This window comes from Mesorhizobium sp. ArgA1 (genome assembly GCF_053714375.1).
Map to the genome: position 1 here is coordinate 1,194,235 of NZ_JBSKBQ010000001.1, position 19,777 is coordinate 1,214,011.

Below are 19,777 nucleotides of genomic sequence, written 5' to 3' on the forward strand. Positions count from 1 at the left end.
ATGTCACAGAGCATCACGCGCGAACGCATTGCCGCGATGGAGCCACGCATCCGCCCCTATGTCAGACACACGCCGGTGTTGCGCGTCGACATGGCCGATTTCGACCAGCCGCCGCTGGCGGTCGACCTCAAGCTCGAATGCCTGCAGCATTCCGGCTCGTTCAAGGCGCGCGGCGCTTTCACCAATCTGCTGGAACGGCCGGTGCCCGAGGCCGGCGTCGTCGCGGCGTCGGGCGGCAATCATGGCGCCGCTGTCGCCTATGCCGCGATGCGGCTCGGCCACAAGGCGACGATCTTCGTCCCTGAAGTCAGCCCGCCGGCCAAGCTTCAACGCATCCGCGGCTACGGCGCCGAACTGATCGTCGGCGGCGCCCGTTATGCCGAAGCGTTGGCCGCCAGCGAGGCCTTTGCCGAAAAGACCGGCGCGATGCAGATCCACGCCTTCAACCAGGAAGAAACGCTGATCGGCCAGGGCACGCTCGGCCTCGAGATCGAGCAAGACTTGCCTGAAATCGACACGCTTCTGGTCGCCGTCGGCGGCGGCGGCCTGATCGGCGGCATCGCCGCCTGGTTTGCCGGCCGGATCCGGATCGTCGCCATCGAGCCCGAGGGCGCACCGACGCTGCATCGCGCCTTCGAGGCCGGCCACCCCGTCGATGCGCCAGCCGAAGGCGTCGCCGCCGATTCGCTTGCGCCCAAGCGGGTCGGCGAAATGATGTTCCCGATCGCCGAGGCCTTCGTCGAACGCTCTATCCTGGTCACCGACGACGCCATCATCGCCGCGCAGAAGGCGCTGTGGGAGCGTGTGCGTATCATCGCCGAGCCGGGCGGCGCCGCGGCCTTTGCAGCCCTTTTGTCTGGCCGCTACACCCCGGCGCCGGGCGAACGGGTTGCCGTGCTGCTCTGCGGTTCTAACACCGATCCCGCGAAATTCTAAACCTTGCTTGACTGGAAACCCCGTCAAAGCTCTTCAAGTTTTGCGGAACCGCCTCGCCTTTGCCGTGTTTGCTGGTAAACTTCCGCTTGTTGAGTCCGGGCTATCCCGCCCGGGCAGGAAGGGCCGATGACGGAACGCCCCATTTCCAGCGGCGATCGCAGCCTGGCCGGGCGGCTTGCCTTGAGCCGGCTGGCAACACGGGTCTCGATGACGGTCGAGCGCGGGTGGCCGCTGCTTCTGCCGCTGCTCATCGTCGTCAGCCTGTTTCTCACCCTCTCCTGGCTCGGCCTCTTTCCCCGCCTGCCTGACATTGCGCGCATTGTCCTGGTCGCGGCGTTCGGCATTGCCACGCTCGCGGCGCTCTATCCGCTGCGTTTCTTCAAGCTTCCATCCGCCGCCGAGGTCGACCGCCGCATCGAGGCGGCCAACCAGTTGCAGCACAGCCCTGTGTTGGTGCAGACCGACCGTCCGAGCGGCAAGGAGAGCATCTTTTCCCAGGCGCTGTGGCGCGAACACCAAAAGCGCATGGCCGAGAAGCTTGGCAGCCTCGGCGCCGATCTGCCGCGCACCCGCGTGCCGGAGCGCGACCCTTGGGGGCTGCGCGCCGTCGCGGCGCTGCTGTTGGTTACCGCTTTTGCCTTTTCCTTTGGGCCGTCCGGCGGCAGGGTATCCGATGGTTTCCGCGCCCATGCGGCGCGCGACGTCGTGCCGCCGCGCATCGATGCCTGGGTGACGCCGCCGGCCTATACCGGCAAGCCGCCCATTTTCCTCACCACGCCAGTTCTCGATGGCAACACCAAGCAGGCAGCCGCCACCTTTACCGTGCCGCAAGGCAGCGACGTCTCGCTGCGCGTCACCGGCGGCTCCGGCGAGGAAACGCTCAGCTTCGCCGACAAGAGCGGCAACGCCCGCGCCATCGACCCGACCGGGCCGCAGGCCGCCGCCGTCAAGGCAGCAGCAGTGAACCCGGCGACACCCAAGCTGCGCCAGTTCACCGGCAAGCTGACCGCCGACGGCACGCTGACGCTTAAATCGGGCGAAGCCGATCTCGGTCAGTGGGCCTTCGCCGTGATCCCCGACAAGCCGCCGACCATTAGCTTCGTCGGCGAGCCCAAACGCGCCGTCAACGGCGCTTTCGAGCTCAACTACCAAATCGACGACGACTATGGCGCGGCCACCGCCAAGGCGGTTTTCGCGCTTGCCGATCCGGCCGCGACCGATGCGCATCCGCTCTACGGCCCGCCTGAAATGCCACTGGCGCTACCGCGTCGCGGCGGTAAGGCGAACGCCGCCAAGACCACCAAGGATCTCACCGAACACGTCTGGGCCGGCGCCAGAATCAAGCTGTCACTTGTCGCCACCGACGATGCCGGACACACCGCGACCAGCGAAACCAAGACTATTGTGATGCCCGAGCGGCCCTTCGCCAACCCGCTGGCGCGAGCCGTGATCGAGCAGCGCCGTCTGCTGGCGCTCGATGCCAATGCCAAGCCGCGCGTGCTCGAGCTGATGGACGCGATCACGCTTCGGCCGGACGATACGTTCGCCAACATGTCGCATTACCTCGCCATCATGAGCGCCCGCAGCCGGCTGAAGATGTCCGACAGCGACGACCAGTTGCGCAACGAGGTTGCCTATCTCTGGGAAATCGCGCTCGGCATCGAGGAAGGCAATCTCTCGGCCGCCGAGAAGCGCCTGCGCCAGGCGCAGCAGGCGCTGCAGGACGCCATCAAGCGTGGCGCCAGCGACGAAGAGATCGAAAAGGCGATGAAGGAGCTGCGCGAGGCGATGAACGAATTCCTGCAGGAATTCGCCGAACGCGCCAAGCAGAACCCGAACGCGCCGCAGATGCAGCAGAACGGCCGCGAGCTGCGCCAGAGCGACATCGACCGCATGATGGACCAGATCGAGAACCTGGCGAAATCAGGCGACCGCGACAAGGCGCAGGAGCTGCTGTCGCAGCTGGAAAACATGATGAACAACCTGCAGGCTGGCCGTCAGCAGCAAGGCGGCGAGCAGGACAGCGAGATGCGCCAGCAGATGGACAAGCTGGGCGAGATCATGCGCCGCCAGCAGGAGATGATGAACGACACCTACCGCATGGACCAGATGCAGCGCGGTCAGGGCCAGCGAGATCAGGACCAGCAGCAGGATGGCGACCAGCAGCTCGGCGGACAGGATGAGGACAAACCCGGCCCCGGTGACGATCGCGATCCGCTTGCCCGCAAAAAGCCGATGACGGCGCAGGAATTCGCCGATGCGATGAAGCAACTGCAGGAAGGCCAGGGCCAGTTGCAGAGCGAACTCGACAAACTGAAGAAGGGCCTGGAAGGCATGGGCATGCAGCCCAATGAGGGATTTGGCGATGCCGGCAAATCCATGGGCAATGCCGAAAAGTCGCTTGGCGAAGGGGAAGGCGACCAGGCAGTCGGCCACCAGGGTCGCGCGCTGGAGGCGCTGCGCAAGGGCGCCAAGGAGATGATGAAGCAGCTGCAGGCGATGCAGGGCGACCAGGGCGGTAGCCAGGAAGGCGGCCGCCAACAGGACGCCGACCGCGATCCGTTGGGTCGGCCACGCGCCAGTCGCGGACCCGATTTCGGCGATTCGGTGAAGGTGCCCGACGAGATCGACGTGCAGCGCGCCCGCCAGATCCTCGAAGCAATCCGCAAGCGGCTCGGCAACGCGCTCAGCCCAGACATCGAGCGCAGCTACCTTGAGCGGCTGCTGGAGCTCAAGTAGCCTCCAAGGCGATTTCCTTCGAACTGAATGGTATCAGCGCCATGCCGAAACTTGGGGCCGTCACGCCCATTCTGCGCATCTTCGACATCGCCAAGGCGCGCGAATTCTATCTCGACTTCCTCGGCTTCGAGGTCGAGTTCGAGCATCGCTTCGACGACAATGCACCGCTTTACATGGGGATTGTTCGCGACGGCTGCGTCCTGCATCTGAGCGAACATCATGGCGACGGCGCTCCAGGCATCGCCATGCGAATCAAGGTCGAGGACATTGCGGCGCTGCATCGCGAACTGATCGGCAAGAAATACCGCTATGCCCGACCAGGGCTGGAAACCACGCCGTGGAAGACCCGTGAAGTGTCGGTTGGTGACCCCTTCGGCAATCGCCTGCATTTCTACGAGGATGCGGCAAGCTAGGCAGTTCCAGGAAAGAGCCGCTCTAGATCTAATCGGACCTGTTGACGAAAGCGTCGCGGATCGCTTCCTGCATGCCGTCGATCGCCTCGCCTGACGCGTTCGGGTTGCGATGCATCACCACATTCGAGGAATCGATGTGGCCGAACCCATCGGCGGCGGTAAGCTCGCGACAGCCATCGGGAATGTTGCTGCGCGAGATCGGCGCGATCGCCAGCCCAGAGGTGACGGCGAGCTTCAGGCCGCCGGTGGTGTCGCTGGTATAGGCGACTCGGTAGGCCAGCCCACGCTGCTCCAGCGATTTGATGGCGAAGTCCTTGCACCAGCCGGCCCGGTTGTAGAGCGCGATCGGCACCGGCCGTTCCTCATGCATGTGATGCAGGCTCGATGTCACCCACACCGTCGGATCGTGCATCAGCACCTCGCCACCGCCGGGATCCTGCCACTCGAACACCACCGCGAGGTCGAGCTCGCCGGCAGCCAGCGCCGCCAGCTGTGCGCCCGAATGCGCGTAGCGCACCGTGACCTCGACCTTGGTGTGACGCTTGGAGAAGGCGCCGAGCGCACGCGACAGAATGGCGTGGCCATATTCCTCGGGAATGCCGATGCGTACCGGCCCGCCGAGCGGTGCCGCCGCCATCGAGGCCGCCGTCTCGTCGAGCAGCGAGACGATGCGGCGGGCATTGACGATCAGCTCGCTGCCACGGCGCGTCAGCGCAACACCGCGCGAGCCGCGTTCGAACAGGCTGTCGCCGACCAGCTCTTCGAGCTTCTTCATCTGCATCGACACAGCCGACTGGGTACGGCCGGCCTGCTCCGCCGCCCGGGTGAAATTGCCCGCTTCGGCAATGGCGACGAAGGTACGCAGGAGATCGCTGTCGAGGGTTGGCCGCATCGAATCCGTCATAAGCAAATTTGATCGCTGGTATCATTCCAATTCGTTTGCAACATGTCAAACGCCGGACGATAGTCAGCCTACCCATTGGATATGCGGCCGCGAAATCGGTTGCGGACCAATCAAGAGTCCTCACTCATACCCGCTGCCCGAAACGGTGGCGGGTTCTTTTTACCCGCAGCCGGGCGGCTGCGGGCAGCTTAGGCAAGAGCCGGATGATTTCAGGTCTGTTTCGACCTGAAATCTGAATCCGCCTCTAAATCAAAGAAGTAGAGCATGATGTCGTCCGAAGACCGCTTCACACTTTTCGGCATCATGCTCTAGGGCCGGCAGCAACGACATGCGCAACCGGATCGTTCTCGGCATCATCAGCCTGTGTCTTGGCGTGCTGGTATTCTCGCTCCAGGACCCGCTGGTCAAGGCGGTGTCGGGCGGCTATCCCGTCACCGAGGTGATGTGGATCCGCTCGATGGTCGCCTTGCCGATCCTGATCGTTCTCGTCCACGCCGATGTCGGCCTGCGGGCCATCGCCTCGAAGCGGTTTGGTCTGTTAACGATCCGCGCCTTCATCCAGTTCAGCTCCTACACCGTCTACTATCTGGCGATCGCCGCCTTGCCGCTGGCCGACGCGGTGGCGCTCTATTTCATGGCGCCGCTGTTCATCATGGCGATGGCTGGACCCTATCTTGGCGAACGTGTCTCCTGGCAGGCGCTGGCCACCGTGCTGATCGGCATGCTGGGCGTGGTCGTGATGCTGCGCCCGGGCGCCGGCCTGTTCGACTGGGCGGCCTTCTTGTCGCTGGGTTCGGCGCTGCTCTACGGCTTTTCGCAGCTGATGGCACGCAAGATCGGCGACACCGAATCCTCCACCGTCATGGCATTCTACCAGAACGGCGCCTACCTCGTGGGTGCTGCCGCGGTTGCCGGCTCATTCTGGCTTGCCGGCGTTACCCACGCGGTCCATCCCAGCCTCGAATTCCTGGTGCGGCCATGGGTCTGGCCGACGACACCGGATTTCCTCAAGATGGCCACCTGCGGCTTCGTCGCTTCGGCCGGCATGATCCTTTTGTCGCAAGCATACAGGCTGGCGCCGGCCAACCGCGTCGCCACCTTCGAATATACAGGCATCATCTGGTCGCCGCTGTGGGGCTTCCTGTTCTTCGACGAGGTGCCGCGCTCGACCACCGCCATCGGTGCGGCGCTGATCATTGGTGCCGGGCTGCTCGCGCTCAACACCGAGCGGCGCAGGAGCGCCGGCCCGGTCCTTGCTGCAAGCCAGGATGCCGCGTGAGGCGTATCAGGCGAAGCAGGCGAGCGCCTGGTCGACCCGCGCACGGATTTCGGCCAGCGTGAACGGCTTTTGCACGACATCGATAATGATGCCGTTCAGCTCTTCGGCGCGCTCGCGCTGATCGGCATAGCCGGTCATCAGCAGGATCTTCATCGCCGGAAAGAGCCTGACCGCGGCGATCGCCATCTCTATGCCGTCCATCTCCGGCATGCGGATGTCGGAGACGACGAGGTCGTAACCGCCGCCCGCCGCGCTGATCATCGCCAGCCCCTGTGCGCCGTCTGCGGCAATGTCGATAGTGTGCCCGGCTCGTTCGAGCGCGCGGGCGGCGAGGGTGCGGACGGACTCATCGTCCTCGACGATCAGAAGCTTTGCCATGGGCCGGAATTTGGCGGGCAAAAGTTGACTTTTTCTGAAAATTTGAACCGTCGGAGGTCTTTTCTCAGGCGTCGCCCTTCACGACGCCGACAAACGGCAATTCGCGAAAAGCGTGAGCGACGTCCATTCCGTAACCGACGACGAAATAATCGGGACAGTCGAAGCCGACATAATCGGCGTTGAGCTCGGTCTGGCGACGCATGCGCTTGTCGAGCAGCACCGCAATGGCGCAGCTTTTGGCGCCACGCGACAGCATCAGATTGCGGGTGAAGGAGAGCGTCTTGCCTGATTCGAGGATATCGTCGATCAACAGCACGTCGCGGCCGGCGACCTCATTGTCGATGTCGCGCAGCACCCTCACCTCTCCACTGGTGGTGCCGGCGCCATAGCTGGAAATGAAGATGAATTCGACCTCTGGCGACAGCCCGACATCGTGCATGGCCCGAATGAGATCTGCAGCGAAGATGAAGGAGCCCTTCAGCACGGAAATCACCAGCAGGTCGTGATAGTCGTGCTCGGCAATCTCCTTGGCGAGTTCAAGATTGCGCCGCGCGATCGCGGACGCCGAAAACAGGACTTCGATGTCCTTGCCGCGCACAACTGGCATCAATAACCTTTCCGAGAGAACGTCGCCTAGCCGGCGAAAGTGACCGAGACGGCCTTCACACCGTTTCTAGGCACGTCGAGACGGCTGGAAAAGCCGAATCTTTCGCCGGGTGCCAGCGAACGGTTGGATGTCCCCAACGTATAGCGCGTGATGCGGCTGTCATTGCCGGTGACGCGTATCTCCAGCGGCGGCAATGATCCCGCCTTCACACCGTCATTTACGGCCTCGCCATCCACGAACAGAACCGGGGTGGCGCCGGATGAATCGACGCGCGAGGTGACGCCGGCAATGGTAAGCGCGGCGCCGGCCGGCTGCTCAGCCGCAAGGAATGGCGTCTGGCGCACCAGAGCGTGGCCGCCCGAGACCCAGAAGGCGGCGAGTGCCGCCCCAACGCCGGCGATCCAGAAGATCGGCCCGCCACGGGAGGCCGGCGGCCGCACCGTTGCGGCTTCCGGCTTGCGCAGCATGTCCATGCCTTCGATCGACGGCGTGGCCATGCCCCGCGCCGGCGACGACGCGGCTTCCACGCTTGGAACCAGGCGGGGCAGCACCTCATAATCGGCATCGACGATGTCGGTCGCCACAGGACGCAATTCCGGCGCGCCATTTGTCCACAGCCCGGTCATGATTTCGCCGGAAACCGGGCGCGCGGTTCTTTGGTCAGCCATCACGGCCCCGCTGTTCGCTCTTCGTTTCTTTTGCGTAAATGGAAATGGTTAACGCTTCCCCACCGGAACTCTTGTGACGCATTCAAAAACAGCGAAAATTAACCGACGGTTAACCATGGCGGCCGATGGTCGTTGGACAGAAAGGGCTGGCACGCCGCCGCCATACATTTCAGGTCGTCGCACGTGATCCGCTTCGAAAATGTCGGCCTCCGCTATGGCATGGGTCCGGAAATCCTCCGCGACATCTCCTTGCACATTCCGGAGAGCTCCTTCCAGTTCCTGAGCGGGCCCTCCGGCGCCGGCAAGACGACGCTTCTGCGCCTTCTGTTCATGTCGCTGAAGCCGACACGCGGGCTGATCACCATCTTCGGCAAGGACCGCTCGCGCATCTCGCGCGCCGAACTGCCGCATCTCAGGCGCCGCATCGGCGTCGTGTTCCAGGATTTCCGCCTGCTCGACCACATGACCACCTATGAGAATGTCGCCCTGCCGCTGCGTGTGCGCGGCCGCGAGGAAGCGAGCTATCGCACCGACGTCACCGAACTTTTGAAATGGGTTGGGCTTGGCGAGCGCATGCACGTTCTGCCGCCGGTCCTGTCGGGCGGCGAAAAGCAGCGCGCCGCCATCGCCCGTGCGCTGATCGAACAGCCCGAGATCCTGCTCGCCGACGAGCCGACCGGCAATGTCGACCCGCCGCTGGCGCGCCGGCTGCTCAGGCTGTTCATCGAGCTCAACCGCCTCGGCACCGCGGTGGTGATCGCCACCCACGATCTCGGCCTGATGGAGCAGGTCGACGCGCGCCGCATGATCCTGGCCGGCGGAAGGCTTGACGTCTATGACTGACTTGTCCGCCGAACAGCTGCATGAAGAGACCGCCGAGCCGGCGGCAGCGACGCAGCGCGCTCAGCGCCGCATGGCGCCGATCGTGCCGGCGCAGAACATTGCCGGCCGCGCCTTGGTGCTGGTCATCGCCATCATGACCTTCCTGTCTTGCCTGACCTTCGGCGCAGTGACGCTGGTGCGCGACACCGCCTCGGTGTGGGAGAACCAGATCTCGCGCGAGGCAACCATCCAGATCAAGCCTGTCGACGGCCTCGATATGGAGGCCGCCCTTGCCCAGGCGTCGCAGATCGCCGGCGAATTCCCCGGCGTGAAGGCGACCCGGATCATCGACCGCGATGCGACGGCGCGTCTGCTGGAGCCGTGGCTGGGCTCGGGCCTGAACATCGACGAACTGCCGGTACCGCGTCTGATCATCGTCACCATCGACGAGACCAGCCCGCCCGACTTTGCCGCCATCCGCGCGGCGATCACGCCCAAGCTGCCCAGCGCATCGCTCGACGATCACCGCACCTGGGTCGACCGGCTGGTCGCCATGGCCCGCACCACCGTCACCATCGGCATCGCCGTTCTGGTGCTGATGCTGTCGGCGACGGTGCTGACGGTGGTGTTCGCCACCCGGGGCGCCATGGCCGGCAACGGCCATATCATCGAAGTGCTGCATTTCGTCGGCGCCGAGGCGCGTTTCATCGCGCGTGAATTCCGCTGGCATTTCCTGGTCACCGGCATGAAAGGCGCTGCCGCCGGCGGCGCCGCCGCGATCCTCGTTTTCATCGTCTTTTCCTGGTGGTCGTCGCGCAACATGGCAACGCCGCAGGCCGACCAGGCCACCGCTTTGTTCGGCAATTTCGCCATCGGATCGGCGGGTTATCTCGGCGTCGGCCTGATGGTGCTGGTGATCGGTGGGCTGACGGCGGCGACATCGCACGCCACCGTCGTTGCCTATCTCAGCGACATCGATGTCCGCCAGCCGGACGCGGGCTGAACCATGAGGGCAGAAGCGAAAACAGTTCGGGGGCCAAGGGACAGGAACACCGGAGCGATCACGGATCGAAAAACGACGTAACGTAATGTGCGCTTTTTTCCTTATCAAAGCGGCATTTCAGGATTAACCATAGGATGATGGACGCGCGGAACTCGACCGGGACGGCTGGACAGATGCCAGTGGTGGGTGCGCGTTCGCATGTGCGCACCGGCCCGAGCCGATTGCGGACAGCACTGCGTCTCGCCTCCCTCTGTCTGCTGCTGCTGGTGGCGCTGTTTGCCGGCGGCTTCGGCTGGTTCGCCAGCAAGGTCAGCCACATGACCACTCCGGCCAATCCCGCCAAGGCCGATGCGATCATCGTCTTGACCGGCGGCCAGGCGCGCCTCGACGCCGCACTCGATCTGCTTGCCTCCGGCAAGGGCGAGCGGTTGCTGATCTCAGGCGTCCATCCCTCCGCCAGCCGCCGCCAACTGCAGGCCGCGACAGGCGGCGACAAAGCGCTGTTTTCCTGCTGCATCGACATCGACCGCGCCGCGCTCGACACGATCGGCAATGCCGAGGAAAGCGCCAAATGGGTTGAGAGCCACGCCTATGGCAGCGTCATCCTCGTCACCAACAACTACCATATGCCGCGCAGCCTCCTGGAAATGGGCCGCCTGCTGCACGGCGCCAGGCTTGAACCCTATCCGGTGGTCAACACCAACCTCGACAATGGCGACTGGCTGACCAAACCGGAGGCGCTGCGCGTGCTTCTGACCGAATACAGCAAATACCTGCTGGCGCTGGCGCGCGGCATCGTCCCGATCCGCCAGACCCCCGACAGCGTCGCGCTGGCCGAGGTTTCGACCGCGAAGGACTGAGTCGATTATCCCTTGGCCGAGGCGCCGCGCAGCCGCGCAATCTCCTGTTCTAGCCGCTCAATCCGCTTGTCGCGTTCGGCAAGTGCGGCCGCCACGTCGGCAGCCTCGAAACGCTGCGGAATGTGTTGCGGACAGTTGGCATCCCAGGCCGAGACGGTGAACAGGATGACCTGCTCGGGTCGCGCCTTGTAGTCCTGCGGCATCAGCTTTGCCAAAAGCTCGGCATCGTTCTCGACGACGCGCGCCGTGCCCCAGATCTTGACGCGCTGCCGATGCGCATAGTCGATCAGGAACAGGAATGCCTGGTTGTTGTCGGCAAGGTTGCCCTGGGTGATGAACTGCCTGTTCCCCGAGAAGTCGGCAAAGCCGATGGTCTTCTCATCCAGCACCTTGAGAAAACCGGCAGGCCCGCCGCGGTGCTGGATATAGGGCTGGCCCTCACCATTGGCGGTCGACAGGAAGACGCTTGTCTGCGCCGCGATGAAATCGGCGAGGTCCGGTGTGATATGGGCGCGCCAGCCGCCACGCTGCTCGGCGCTTGCATAGCCTTTTCGCGATCTCTTGCGGGTTTGGATCGCCTTGACGGTCGGCGTGAAGGCGACATCGCTGGTGAAGGTATGGGCATTCATGGAAGCCTCCGCTAGGCCGAACCTCTGGCCGTTGTACTCCAGAGATAGAGACTTCCAAGTTTTGGATGTAGATGGCATATACGCAACCCGTCCTTCCAATATCCGGAAGAAACTATGGATCGCCTCGAAGCCATGTCGCTGTTCGTCGCCGCCGTGGAAGCCGGCAGCCTTTCCGCCGCCGGCCGCCGATTCGGCATCCCGCTGGCGACGGTCAGCCGCAAGGTTTCCGACCTCGAAAAGCATCTGAAGACGCGCCTGCTCAACCGCACGACAAGGCAGCTGACGCTGACCGATGCCGGCAAGGCCTATCTTGCCGCTTCCCGGCGCATCCTCGGCGAGGTCAGCGAGGCCGAACGCACCGCCGCCGGCGAATACAGCACGCCGACCGGCGACCTGTTCATCACCGCGCCGATCGTCTTTGGCCGCCTGCACGTGCTGCCTGTCGTCACCGAGTTCCTGGCTGCCTACCGCCAGGTCAACATCCGCCTGACGCTGGCCGACCGGATTACCCAGCTGGCAGAGGAACATCTCGACCTCGCCATCCGCATCGGCGAGCTTGCGCCTTCGAGCCTCGTGGCCATTCGCGTTGGGGCGATCCGCCGCGTCGTATGCGCCAGCCCCGGCTATATCGCCGCGCACGGCATGCCACAGGCGCCGGACGATCTGGCTGCACATGAATGCATCAGTTTCGAGGGGCCTGCGGCGCTCGCCAGCTGGACCTTTGCCGGCGGCAAGGGTGAGCTCATCGTCCCGATCCGCTCGCGGCTGAGCGTCAACACCGCGGAAGCGGCGATCGATGCCGCGATTGCCGGCGCCGGGGTGACGCGGGTGCTGTCCTACCAGATCGCGGACGCGGTACGCTCCGGCGTGCTCGTCCCGGTCCTGCGGCCCTTCGAGCCGCAGCCATGGCCGGTGAGTCTCGTCCATGCCGGCCAGGGCCTGCTGCCGGTGAAACTGCGGGCCTTCCTCGGTTTCGCCGCCCCGCGGCTGAAGCAGCGGCTGCTGCAGGCGACGTGGTGAGCTGAGGCGGACTGCGGATCGATGGCAAGCCGGGCCATGTCGGGCCATTGCGGCGTTTCCTTTTTGTCTGCGCTTGGTGTAACCAACGCACACCTCCTCAACAGGCCCCTCCCCACATGCTCTATATCCGCTCGCTGGCGTTCAACTTCGTCTTCTACGTCAATCTGATCGTCCAGATGATCCTCTGGACCCCGTACTATTTCCTATCGCCGCGCCACCGCGCATGGTTCGTGCCGAAATTCTGGTCGCGCACCAGCCTCTGGCTCTACGCCAAGATCGCCGGCACCAGGAGCGACATCACCGGCGTCGAGAACCTGCCGGAGGGTTCCTTCATCCTGGCACCGAAGCACCAGTCATTCTGGGACGCGATCGCTTTCTTTCCGTTCCTCCACGACCCGCTTTACATCCTGAAGCGCGAGCTCACCTGGATCCCCTTCTTCGGCTGGTACATCCTGAAGATGCGGATGATCCCGGTCCATCGCGGCAGCCGCTCCAAGGCGTTGAAGCAGGTCGTTGCCTCGACAAAGCAGGAAATGGCGCGCAACCCCCGCCAGCTGATCATCTATCCCGAAGGCACGCGCCGCGCGCCGGGCGATGAGCCGAACTACAAATACGGCATAGTCGAACTCTATGCGCAGCTTGGCGTTCCGGTGGTGCCGGTCGCCCATGTCGCCGGCCTCTATTGGCCGCGCCGCAAATTCCTGCGCTTTCCCGGCACCATCAAGGCCCGCTTCCTGCCGCCCATTCCGCCCGGGCTCGGCAAGGACGAATTCATGGACCGGCTGATCAGCGAGACGGAAGCCGCCTGCGACCAGCTGCTCGTCGAGGCGTCACAGGCGCCTAACCCGCCGTCGATGCCGCCGACGGCGGTCAAGCGGCTGGCCGAACTTGCTGCGGCAAAAAAAGCTGCCTGATCCTGAGCAATCCCGCCGGACAACTCACGGCCACGCCGCTAATGCCGTGGTGAACACCAACGTTACCGCAAACACCAGATTGATGATCCGCGACGCCAGCGGCTGGCGCAGATAGCGGGCGAATGCCGCGCCGACCAGTAGCCAAAGCACGTGAATGGCGACGATCATCAGAGTGAGAACAGCCAGCCTGGCCGGGACGCCGAGCGCATCGGCACCGGCCGCCGTCGCGGAGCCGGCAAGGACGGCGGCAATCGCCACATAGGCCTTCGGATTTGCAACGGCGAGCAGGAAGCCGCCGAGGAAGGTTGGCAACACAGCGCCGCTGTCGCGTGCCGCCAGCGGCGGCGCCGTCGCTATTCTGAAGGCGAGATAGAGGATGTAGGCGGCGGAAGCGACCGCCAGCATCGGCGCAACCCCTGGCATCGAAGTGAGGATAGCCGTGATGCCGGTGGCCACCACCAGCAGCACAGCGACCGTGCCAAGTATGATACCCGATGCGTAGCCGAGCGAATTGCGCAGGCCAAAGGCTGCGCCAATCGCCGTGACGCTGATCGTGGCCGGGCCAGGACTGCCCATGACCACGGTTGCCGCCAGCACCAGCGCCAGCAATTGCTGCCAGGGCTGGGAGAGAACCTGTCCGGCCATCTGAGCTTCCCGCACCTTGCTACGATGCGAGAAACGATATGTCGGGCGACGCAGTGCGTCTTGAACGATTGTGCGGCGGCAAAAAAGGCTAAGTTCGCGCGGCTAGGCGCTGGCCTTGTCCAGCGCCGCAAGATCCTCCGCGCTGAGCTTCAGCGATGCCGCGCGCACCAGGCTGTCGACCTGATCGAGCGTCGTGGCGCTGGCGATGGGGGCGGTAATGCCGGGCTGCGCCATCACCCAGGCGAGCGCCACTTCAGCCTGGCTGGCCGAATGCCGCGCCGCCACTGCGTCGAGCGCCGCCAGGATGCGCATGCCGCGTGCATTGAGATACCCCTTCACGCCACCGCCGCGTTCACTTTTGCTGAGATCGGCCTCGCTGCGATATTTGCCGCTGAGGAACCCCTTGGCGAGGGCGAAATAGGTGATGACACCGATATCCTCCGCCAAGCACAGATCATGCAGCGGACCGTCGAAGGAAGAGCGGTCGTAGAGATTGTATTCCGGCTGCAGCACGGCATAGCGCGGCAGCCCGCGCAGGCTGGCCACATCGAGCGCGGCACGCAGCTGGCCGGCGTCGAGGTTCGAGGCGCCGATATGGCGCACCTTGCCCGCGGCAAGCAGCTTCTGATAGGCGCCGAGCGTTTCCTCGTAAGGTGTCGTCGGGTCAGGCCAATGCGACAGATAAAGGTCGATAAAGTCGGTTTGCAGCCGCTTGAGCGACGCGTCCACCGCCCTTTCGATATGGGCGGCCGACAAATCCTTCTTGCCTTGCCCCATATCCGAGCCGACCTTGGTGACGACAACGATCTTGTCGCGGTTGCCGCGGTTCTTCATCCATTTGCCGATGATCGTCTCGGACTCGCCGCCCTTGTTGCCGGGCACCCAGCGCGAATAGGAATCCGCCGTATCGATGGCGTTGAGGCCGGCGCCGGCGAACCGGTCGAGCAGGTCGAAGGAGGTCTTCTCGTCGGCGGTCCAGCCAAAGACATTGCCGCCCAGAACCAGCGGCGCGATGGAAAGGTCGGTTTGACCGGGACGACGTTTCTGCAAGATGGGGCTCCGTGATGCTGGCGGCGGCGGGCGAACCCGAATGCTTCGGGACGCAGCTAAGCTAGGTCTCACCGCGCCGAGGTCAAAGGCCTCAGCCAATTTTCCAGCGGACCAGCGCGTCACAAAGGCGCGACCTGCCCGCCTATGAGCTGGCCATTGTCTACTGGCTTTGACGCCGGTATTCGCCGGGTGGCAGTCCGACTGTGCGGTTGAAAAGCCGGCTGAACGAGGCCGCATCCTGATAGCCGACCTGATAGCATATCTCCGCAACACCAAGCCTGGTGCTTTCGAGAAGCGTCTTGGCGGCCTCGAGCCGTTGGTCCTGGATCCATCGGCCGGGAGTCGTGCCCAATTCATCGGCAAACCGGCGCGCCAGTGTTCGTGGCGACAGGCCGAGTTGCGCGCCAAGCAAGGCAAGGTCGAGTGTTCTGAGCTGGTTTCTTGCCAGGGTGTCAAGGCGGTCGCGCAACGGCTCATGCAAGGGCAGCAAATCGGTGAGCGGAAATTCATATGGCGCTTGGCTGTGGCGCGACGGCGGCAGCACCAGCAGCTTTCGAACCAACCGCTCTTCCTCAACGAAGCTAAACTCCTTTAGAAGCGCCTTGCCGAGCTCCAGGCCTGAAAAACCCCCGCCGCAAGTATAGATCCGACCGTCCCCGACCAGGACGCGGGAAGCGTCCCAGCGCACTTTCGGAAAGCGGCGCTGGGCATCGGCCTTCAGCCACCAGGAGATCGTCGCCCGTTTTCGATCGAGGAGGCCGGCATCCGCCAGGAAATAACCGGCACCGCAATGCGCGGCGATAATAGCGCCGTCACGCTGTGCCCTGGTGATCAACGGCGCGGCATGGCGGCTCTCTTGCGCCAACGCGGCAACCAGCTCCGGCACCTGCATGCCGGGCATGGCAAGCAGGATCAGCAGGTCCATACGCTGCGAGGGTTCGCGTCTGGTGTGAAAGGAAATTCCCGGCGTCGTCGTGGCATCGGCCTGACGCGCCACGAATTCGAAGGAAATCGCCGGTGCGCCGCGAAGGGTGTTCACAAGGTCGAACATTTCGACGAGCGTGGCGGCGACCGCCGAATAGAAAGTCGACGGCAGCCAGATCACGGCGTGGAGGGGGCGCTTTTCCAAGATGTGTCCTCGAATGAGCAGTATGGCAAGTTTAGCATATAGATTGTCAATTCTGCCAATTTTGGTTGTTGCCAGCCAAACCTAGATTCTGCGGTGCCGATGCAAATGTCGGCGCTTGCGGTCTGGTCGCCCATGCCGCTCCAATTTGGAGACTGACATGAAAGCAATTATATTCGACGAGATCGGCTCGCCGCGGGACGTGCTCTATCTCGATGATGTCCCCACGCCGCGCATCGGCGACGGCGAGGTGCTGGTCAGGATGGTCTCGGCTTCGGTCAACCCGGGCGACTTTCTGTTCATCCAGAACCTCTATCCCGAACCGAAGAAGCCGCATTTTCCCCGGCAGATCGCCGGAAATCATGGTGCAGGCATCGTCGAGGCGGCCGGGACAGGAGTCGCGCTGCAACCCGGCACGCTTGTCGCCTTCAGCCACTACAACACCTGGGCCGACTACGCGGCCATTCCCGCTGAATGGCTTATCCCTTTGCCCGCCGACTATCCCGCCGAACGCGCCGGGCAAATGGTGAACCCCATCACCGCCTGGGACCTGCTGGTGGATTCCCGGGTGCGGCCTGGCCAGTGGCTGGCGGTCACGGCTGGCTATTCCTCGATTTCTACCATGGTGATGCAGTTCGCCCAACGGCGCGGCATCAATGTCATCGCGGTGGTGCGACGTCAGCATCAAAGGCCGGACTTGAAGGAGCTTGGCGCGACCGCCATCCTCGACCTGTCGGACGTAAATGGCGACATCCGGGAGGCCGTCATGGACATGACCGGCGGCGCAGGACTGAACGGCATCATCGACAATGTCGGCGGGCCTGTCAGCGGCGAGTTGATCCGCACCCTTGCCCTTGGCGGGCAGATGGTCATCAATGGCGGCATGAGCGCGGAGCGTTTCGAACTGCACAATTTCGACGTGCTGCTGAGCGGCGCCGAAATCAGGGCAAACATTTATCGCTACTTCTTTTCGCCGCCCGTCGAAGCCGACCGGCCGATGCTGCGCGAGATTGTCGACATCTTCGGCCAGCCCGGCTTCCATATCCCTGTCGGCGGTATCCACCCGCTGACCCAATTCAAGCTTGCCGTCGCAAACAGCCTGGATCGCGCCGATCTGGGAAAACAGATTTTCACGATGTAGCGTCGGGCGCGACCGCTCTCGCCACCTCTTCCAGCCAGTGATCGCGAATGCCGAGCGCCTTCAGATGCTGGACCGTGCTTGCCACATAGTCCTCATTGTTTCCGGACTGGCCGACGGCGCCACGGATGACGCCTGCCGCATGCGCGGCATCGAGCCCGCCGGCATACTGTTCATGCTGGCGGTCGACGATGTAGGCGACCGCTTTCACGGTCTCACGCTCGGCCAAGCCGTTCCCGTCGAGGCTGATATCGAGCACACGCTCAAGATAGACACTGGTGACCAGTTCGCGCTCGCGCAGATAGGTCAGCACCTCATCGCGCAACTCGCCGGGTACGCGAAACGCCAGCCCGATGCAGGAGCCGCCGCGGTCGAGGCCGAGCACCAGGCCCGGCCGCTCACGCGTGCCGCGATGCACGAAGGAATAGACGCAGAGCGACCGCCGGTAGCCGTAAAGCCGGGCGCGGCGGGTTTCGACATGCGCGAATCCCGGCCGCCAGATCAGCGAGCCGTAGCCAAAAACCCAAAAATCGCCCATATCGCCAAGCCTGATTGCACGTGAGTGACGCCGCCGCATCGGAATCGGTGCTCTTCTGTCTTTTTGCTTGTTGCGAAGCCACAGTCCACCCGCAACACGCCCGCGTTAATGAAAGCCGCAGCATGACGTCAACTGACGAGCGTCCGTCAAAATTTCGCCGCCGGCTGTTCTGGATCGCCGCTTTGGTCGTTATGCTGTTCGGCGTCTACAGCGCGGTCTGGTTCTATGTCGCCGGCCGCGTCAGAAGCGAAGCCGACAGGGCGGTGGCGGAGCTGAACGCCAAAGGCATAGAGGCCAGCTGCGCCAATCTCACCGTCAGCGGCTATCCCCTGAGCTTTGCCGTCTCCTGTGACACGCTAGCTTACGAGGACGACACCAGAAACGTCGCCGCCTCGACCGGTAGCTTCAACTTCGTGGCCGAGATCACCCAGCCTCTGTCGCCTGTCGCCGAGTTGCGCGGACCACTGCGCACATCGGTGCCCGGAATGACGCCGCTATGGATCGATTGGGGCAATCTGCAGGCCGACGCAAAACTCTCCTGGCCCCTACCCCGCAGCATTTCGCTGCGGGCCGATAGCCTGTCCGGCCAGACCGACCCGGCCGATGACACCGACCCGGTCTCGCTGTTCAGTGCCGGCACTGCAGCGGGAGAGCTGCGGCCCGACGGCCAGGACATCGGTTATGTCGGCAGCTTCACCGACCTTGAGATCGACGCCGAAGCGATCGGCGGGCGCGTGTTGCCGCCGCTCGACGGCAGCGGCGACGCGACGCTGAAGAACGGCGTTGCGCTGATGAAGACGGAGGCCAGGAGCCTGCGCGGCCAGGCGGCCGACATTCACAAGCTCGACCTGTCGTCGGGAACTGCGCGCATCACCGTCTCCGGCCCGGTGTCGGTCGACGCCAACGGACTGATCAACGCCGACCTGACGATCAAGCTCAGGGATCCCAAAGCCGTGGCGGCAATCCTCGCCACCGCAATCCCCGAGCAGAAGAGCCAGATTGAGCAAGGCTTTGCCGGCCTGGCGCTGCTCGGCAACGAACCGTCAATGCCGCTCAAGGTGGTGAGGGGCAAGGCTTCGCTCGGCTTCATTCCGCTGGGCAAGATCAAGCCGGTCGATTAGAGCATGATCCCAAGCACGAACGGCTTTGGGGGAAGATCTATGCGTAGCCAAGCCAACACATGAGCCGGCCAGTTAAACTGCTCAGCGTTGGCGCGCTGACACTGGACACCATCCTGCGTCTGGAAACCCTACCCACGCATCAGGGCAAGTTCATCGCATCGGACGGCGTCCAGCTCGCCGCCGGCATGGCGACAAGTGCGGCCTGCGCCGCACGCCGTCTCGGCGCGGAGGTGTTCCTGTGGGCCAGTGTGGGCGACGATGCGATTGGCGATCAGCTGCTGGCCGGCGTCGAAGCCGAGGACGTCGATTGCAGCTTTGTCCGCCGCGTCAAAGGCGCGCGTTCTGCGCTGGCCTCGATCCTGATCGACGCCCATGGCGAGCGCATCATCGTGCCATTCTACGACCCGAAGGCGCAGGTTGACCCCGAGGCGCTCCCTGTCGCCGATCTTTCCGACTTCGACGCCGTTCTGGTTGACGTCCGCTGGCCGGGCGCTGCAGCACTTGCCCTGACCGCGGCGCGCGACGCCGGCCGCCCGGCGATCCTCGACGCCGACACCGCGCCGCTGGAGGTGCTGGAGCGTCTGTTGCCGCTGGCCTCGCACATCGTCGCTTCGGAGACGGCGGCGCGCATCGTCTGCGGCCATGCGCTGGACCCTGAAACCGCCTGTGCCGACCTCGCCAGCCGCACCGATGCCTTCGTCGCGGTGACCGGCGGCGCGGCGGGAAGCTGGTGGCATGACCGGTCCGCCGGCTGCGTTCGCCACATCGCGGCGCCGAAGGTCAAGGCAGTGGATACGCTGGCCGCCGGCGACGTTTTTCATGGCGCCTTTGCCGTCGGTCTCGCCGAAGCCATGCCGATCGAGCAGGCCTTACGCTTTGCCAGTGCCGCCGCCGCGCTTAAATGCCAGCGCTTCGGCGGCCGGCTGGGCGCGCCGGACCGGGCCGAGACAATGGCCATGGTCGCCGTAACCTGGCCTGCCTGAAACA

At 64.2% G+C, this 19,777-nt stretch carries 21 protein-coding genes; 12 read left to right on the forward strand and 9 right to left on the reverse strand.

Annotation, left to right across the window (positions count from 1 at the left end; all coding sequences use genetic code 11):
* The 3 genes from ACWGTI_RS05815 (at position 1) to ACWGTI_RS05825 (ending at position 4,088) form a co-directional block, all read left to right on the forward strand.
* Positions 1–936: a threonine/serine dehydratase gene (locus tag ACWGTI_RS05815; RefSeq protein ID WP_454586197.1), complete on the forward strand. Its 936-nt coding sequence runs from the start codon at positions 1–3 to the stop codon at positions 934–936.
* A gap of 126 nt (positions 937–1,062) precedes the next feature.
* Positions 1,063–3,675 carry a TIGR02302 family protein gene (locus tag ACWGTI_RS05820; RefSeq protein WP_454586198.1) on the forward strand — a complete coding sequence of 871 codons (2,613 nt, stop codon included), beginning with the start codon at positions 1,063–1,065 and terminating at the stop codon, positions 3,673–3,675.
* A gap of 41 nt (positions 3,676–3,716) precedes the next feature.
* Positions 3,717–4,088 (forward strand): glyoxalase superfamily protein, encoded by a 372-nt coding sequence (locus tag ACWGTI_RS05825; RefSeq protein WP_454586199.1) that lies wholly within the window; start codon positions 3,717–3,719, stop codon positions 4,086–4,088.
* Positions 4,089–4,116: 28 nt separating this feature from the next.
* On the opposite strand, the gene ACWGTI_RS05830 is transcribed toward ACWGTI_RS05825, so the two are convergent.
* Complete coding sequence (locus ACWGTI_RS05830; RefSeq protein ID WP_454586200.1) at positions 4,117–4,980, reverse strand: LysR family transcriptional regulator; 864 nt, start codon at positions 4,978–4,980, stop codon at positions 4,117–4,119.
* A gap of 340 nt (positions 4,981–5,320) precedes the next feature.
* Here ACWGTI_RS05830 and ACWGTI_RS05835 point away from each other — a divergent pair, with 340 nt between their 5' ends.
* Positions 5,321–6,271 carry a DMT family transporter gene (locus ACWGTI_RS05835; protein ID WP_454586201.1) on the forward strand — a complete coding sequence of 317 codons (951 nt, stop codon included), beginning with the start codon at positions 5,321–5,323 and terminating at the stop codon, positions 6,269–6,271.
* Positions 6,272–6,277: 6 nt separating this feature from the next.
* Here the strand turns inward: ACWGTI_RS05835 and ACWGTI_RS05840 are convergent, their stop codons facing one another.
* The 3 genes from ACWGTI_RS05840 to ACWGTI_RS05850 form a co-directional block, all read right to left on the reverse strand.
* On the reverse strand, positions 6,278–6,649 hold the full coding sequence (locus tag ACWGTI_RS05840; protein WP_454586202.1) for a response regulator: 372 nt from the start codon (positions 6,647–6,649) through the stop codon (positions 6,278–6,280).
* A 64-nt stretch (positions 6,650–6,713) separates the two neighbouring features.
* Positions 6,714–7,256, reverse strand: a complete 543-nt coding sequence (hpt, locus tag ACWGTI_RS05845; RefSeq protein ID WP_023673315.1) for a hypoxanthine phosphoribosyltransferase — start codon at positions 7,254–7,256, stop codon at positions 6,714–6,716.
* 26 nt (positions 7,257–7,282) lie between these two features.
* Complete coding sequence (locus tag ACWGTI_RS05850; protein WP_454573227.1) at positions 7,283–7,927, reverse strand: hypothetical protein; 645 nt, start codon at positions 7,925–7,927, stop codon at positions 7,283–7,285.
* A gap of 180 nt (positions 7,928–8,107) precedes the next feature.
* Between ACWGTI_RS05850 and ftsE the strand changes: the two genes are divergently transcribed.
* The 3 genes from ftsE to ACWGTI_RS05865 all read left to right on the forward strand — a co-directional run bounded on the left by ftsE (position 8,108) and on the right by ACWGTI_RS05865 (position 10,609).
* Positions 8,108–8,767 carry a cell division ATP-binding protein FtsE gene (gene ftsE, locus ACWGTI_RS05855; RefSeq protein WP_112619244.1) on the forward strand — a complete coding sequence of 220 codons (660 nt, stop codon included), beginning with the start codon at positions 8,108–8,110 and terminating at the stop codon, positions 8,765–8,767.
* Positions 8,760–9,749: a cell division protein FtsX gene (locus ACWGTI_RS05860; RefSeq protein ID WP_454586203.1), complete on the forward strand. Its 990-nt coding sequence runs from the start codon at positions 8,760–8,762 to the stop codon at positions 9,747–9,749. Before ftsE ends, ACWGTI_RS05860 begins: the two co-directional genes overlap by 8 nt.
* 134 nt (positions 9,750–9,883) lie before the next feature.
* The gene (locus ACWGTI_RS05865) at positions 9,884–10,609 is read left to right on the forward strand and encodes a YdcF family protein (protein ID WP_454586204.1); all 726 of its coding nucleotides are present in this window, start codon (positions 9,884–9,886) and stop codon (positions 10,607–10,609) included.
* Positions 10,610–10,614: 5 nt separating this feature from the next.
* Here ACWGTI_RS05865 and ACWGTI_RS05870 read toward each other — a convergent pair whose 3' ends face one another.
* Positions 10,615–11,238, reverse strand: coding sequence for a pyridoxamine 5'-phosphate oxidase family protein (locus tag ACWGTI_RS05870; RefSeq protein WP_454586205.1), 624 nt, complete (start codon positions 11,236–11,238; stop codon positions 10,615–10,617).
* A gap of 114 nt (positions 11,239–11,352) precedes the next feature.
* On the opposite strand from ACWGTI_RS05870, the gene ACWGTI_RS05875 reads away from it, so the two are divergent.
* Positions 11,353–12,258, forward strand: coding sequence for a LysR substrate-binding domain-containing protein (locus ACWGTI_RS05875; RefSeq protein ID WP_454586206.1), 906 nt, complete (start codon positions 11,353–11,355; stop codon positions 12,256–12,258).
* Between the two features lie 116 nt (positions 12,259–12,374).
* Entirely contained in the window at positions 12,375–13,172 is a 798-nt protein-coding gene (locus ACWGTI_RS05880) for a lysophospholipid acyltransferase family protein (RefSeq protein WP_454586207.1), read from the forward strand.
* A 24-nt stretch (positions 13,173–13,196) separates the two neighbouring features.
* Here ACWGTI_RS05880 and ACWGTI_RS05885 read toward each other — a convergent pair whose 3' ends face one another.
* The 3 genes from ACWGTI_RS05885 to ACWGTI_RS05895 all read right to left on the reverse strand — a co-directional run bounded on the left by ACWGTI_RS05885 (position 13,197) and on the right by ACWGTI_RS05895 (position 15,996).
* Complete coding sequence (locus ACWGTI_RS05885) at positions 13,197–13,817, reverse strand: LysE family translocator (protein WP_454586208.1); 621 nt, start codon at positions 13,815–13,817, stop codon at positions 13,197–13,199.
* A 102-nt stretch (positions 13,818–13,919) separates the two neighbouring features.
* Entirely contained in the window at positions 13,920–14,867 is a 948-nt protein-coding gene (locus ACWGTI_RS05890; RefSeq protein ID WP_454586209.1) for an aldo/keto reductase, read from the reverse strand.
* Positions 14,868–15,027: 160 nt separating this feature from the next.
* Positions 15,028–15,996, reverse strand: coding sequence for a GlxA family transcriptional regulator (locus ACWGTI_RS05895; RefSeq protein WP_454586210.1), 969 nt, complete (start codon positions 15,994–15,996; stop codon positions 15,028–15,030).
* A 157-nt stretch (positions 15,997–16,153) separates the two neighbouring features.
* Between ACWGTI_RS05895 and ACWGTI_RS05900 the strand changes: the two genes are divergently transcribed.
* Complete coding sequence (locus ACWGTI_RS05900; RefSeq protein WP_454586211.1) at positions 16,154–17,134, forward strand: quinone oxidoreductase family protein; 981 nt, start codon at positions 16,154–16,156, stop codon at positions 17,132–17,134.
* Here ACWGTI_RS05900 and ACWGTI_RS05905 read toward each other — a convergent pair.
* Entirely contained in the window at positions 17,124–17,669 is a 546-nt protein-coding gene (locus tag ACWGTI_RS05905; protein ID WP_454586212.1) for a gamma-glutamylcyclotransferase, read from the reverse strand. The two genes, ACWGTI_RS05900 and ACWGTI_RS05905, sit on opposite strands and share 11 nt — an antisense overlap.
* A 122-nt stretch (positions 17,670–17,791) precedes the next feature.
* Here ACWGTI_RS05905 and ACWGTI_RS05910 point away from each other — a divergent pair, with 122 nt between their 5' ends.
* Entirely contained in the window at positions 17,792–18,790 is a 999-nt protein-coding gene (locus tag ACWGTI_RS05910) for a DUF2125 domain-containing protein (protein ID WP_454586213.1), read from the forward strand.
* Between the two features lie 59 nt (positions 18,791–18,849).
* Positions 18,850–19,773, forward strand: a complete 924-nt coding sequence (locus ACWGTI_RS05915; RefSeq protein WP_454586214.1) for a sugar kinase — start codon at positions 18,850–18,852, stop codon at positions 19,771–19,773.
* The last annotated feature ends 4 nt before the right edge of the window (positions 19,774–19,777 follow it).

What these genes read in the sequence shown, in the direction of transcription:
- ACWGTI_RS05915 (WP_454586214.1), top strand. Translation starts at nt 18,850, where the DNA reads ATGAGCCGGCCAGTTAAACTGCTCAGCGTTGGCGCGCTGACACTGGAC.
- ACWGTI_RS05875 (WP_454586206.1), top strand. Translation starts at nt 11,353, where the DNA reads ATGGATCGCCTCGAAGCCATGTCGCTGTTCGTCGCCGCCGTGGAAGCC.
- ACWGTI_RS05870 (WP_454586205.1), bottom strand. Translation starts at nt 11,238, where the DNA reads ATGAATGCCCATACCTTCACCAGCGATGTCGCCTTCACGCCGACCGTC.
- ACWGTI_RS05910 (WP_454586213.1), top strand. Translation starts at nt 17,792, where the DNA reads ATGACGTCAACTGACGAGCGTCCGTCAAAATTTCGCCGCCGGCTGTTC.
- ACWGTI_RS05865 (WP_454586204.1), top strand. Translation starts at nt 9,884, where the DNA reads ATGATGGACGCGCGGAACTCGACCGGGACGGCTGGACAGATGCCAGTG.
- ACWGTI_RS05905 (WP_454586212.1), bottom strand. Translation starts at nt 17,669, where the DNA reads ATGGGCGATTTTTGGGTTTTTGGCTACGGCTCGCTGATCTGGCGGCCG.
- ACWGTI_RS05820 (WP_454586198.1), top strand. Translation starts at nt 1,063, where the DNA reads ATGACGGAACGCCCCATTTCCAGCGGCGATCGCAGCCTGGCCGGGCGG.
- ACWGTI_RS05885 (WP_454586208.1), bottom strand. Translation starts at nt 13,817, where the DNA reads ATGGCCGGACAGGTTCTCTCCCAGCCCTGGCAGCAATTGCTGGCGCTG.
- ACWGTI_RS05825 (WP_454586199.1), top strand. Translation starts at nt 3,717, where the DNA reads ATGCCGAAACTTGGGGCCGTCACGCCCATTCTGCGCATCTTCGACATC.
- ACWGTI_RS05840 (WP_454586202.1), bottom strand. Translation starts at nt 6,649, where the DNA reads ATGGCAAAGCTTCTGATCGTCGAGGACGATGAGTCCGTCCGCACCCTC.
- ACWGTI_RS05860 (WP_454586203.1), top strand. Translation starts at nt 8,760, where the DNA reads ATGACTGACTTGTCCGCCGAACAGCTGCATGAAGAGACCGCCGAGCCG.
- ACWGTI_RS05830 (WP_454586200.1), bottom strand. Translation starts at nt 4,980, where the DNA reads ATGCGGCCAACCCTCGACAGCGATCTCCTGCGTACCTTCGTCGCCATT.
- hpt (WP_023673315.1), bottom strand. Translation starts at nt 7,256, where the DNA reads ATGCCAGTTGTGCGCGGCAAGGACATCGAAGTCCTGTTTTCGGCGTCC.
- ACWGTI_RS05900 (WP_454586211.1), top strand. Translation starts at nt 16,154, where the DNA reads ATGAAAGCAATTATATTCGACGAGATCGGCTCGCCGCGGGACGTGCTC.
- ACWGTI_RS05835 (WP_454586201.1), top strand. Translation starts at nt 5,321, where the DNA reads ATGCGCAACCGGATCGTTCTCGGCATCATCAGCCTGTGTCTTGGCGTG.
- ACWGTI_RS05815 (WP_454586197.1), top strand. Translation starts at nt 1, where the DNA reads ATGTCACAGAGCATCACGCGCGAACGCATTGCCGCGATGGAGCCACGC.
- ACWGTI_RS05880 (WP_454586207.1), top strand. Translation starts at nt 12,375, where the DNA reads ATGCTCTATATCCGCTCGCTGGCGTTCAACTTCGTCTTCTACGTCAAT.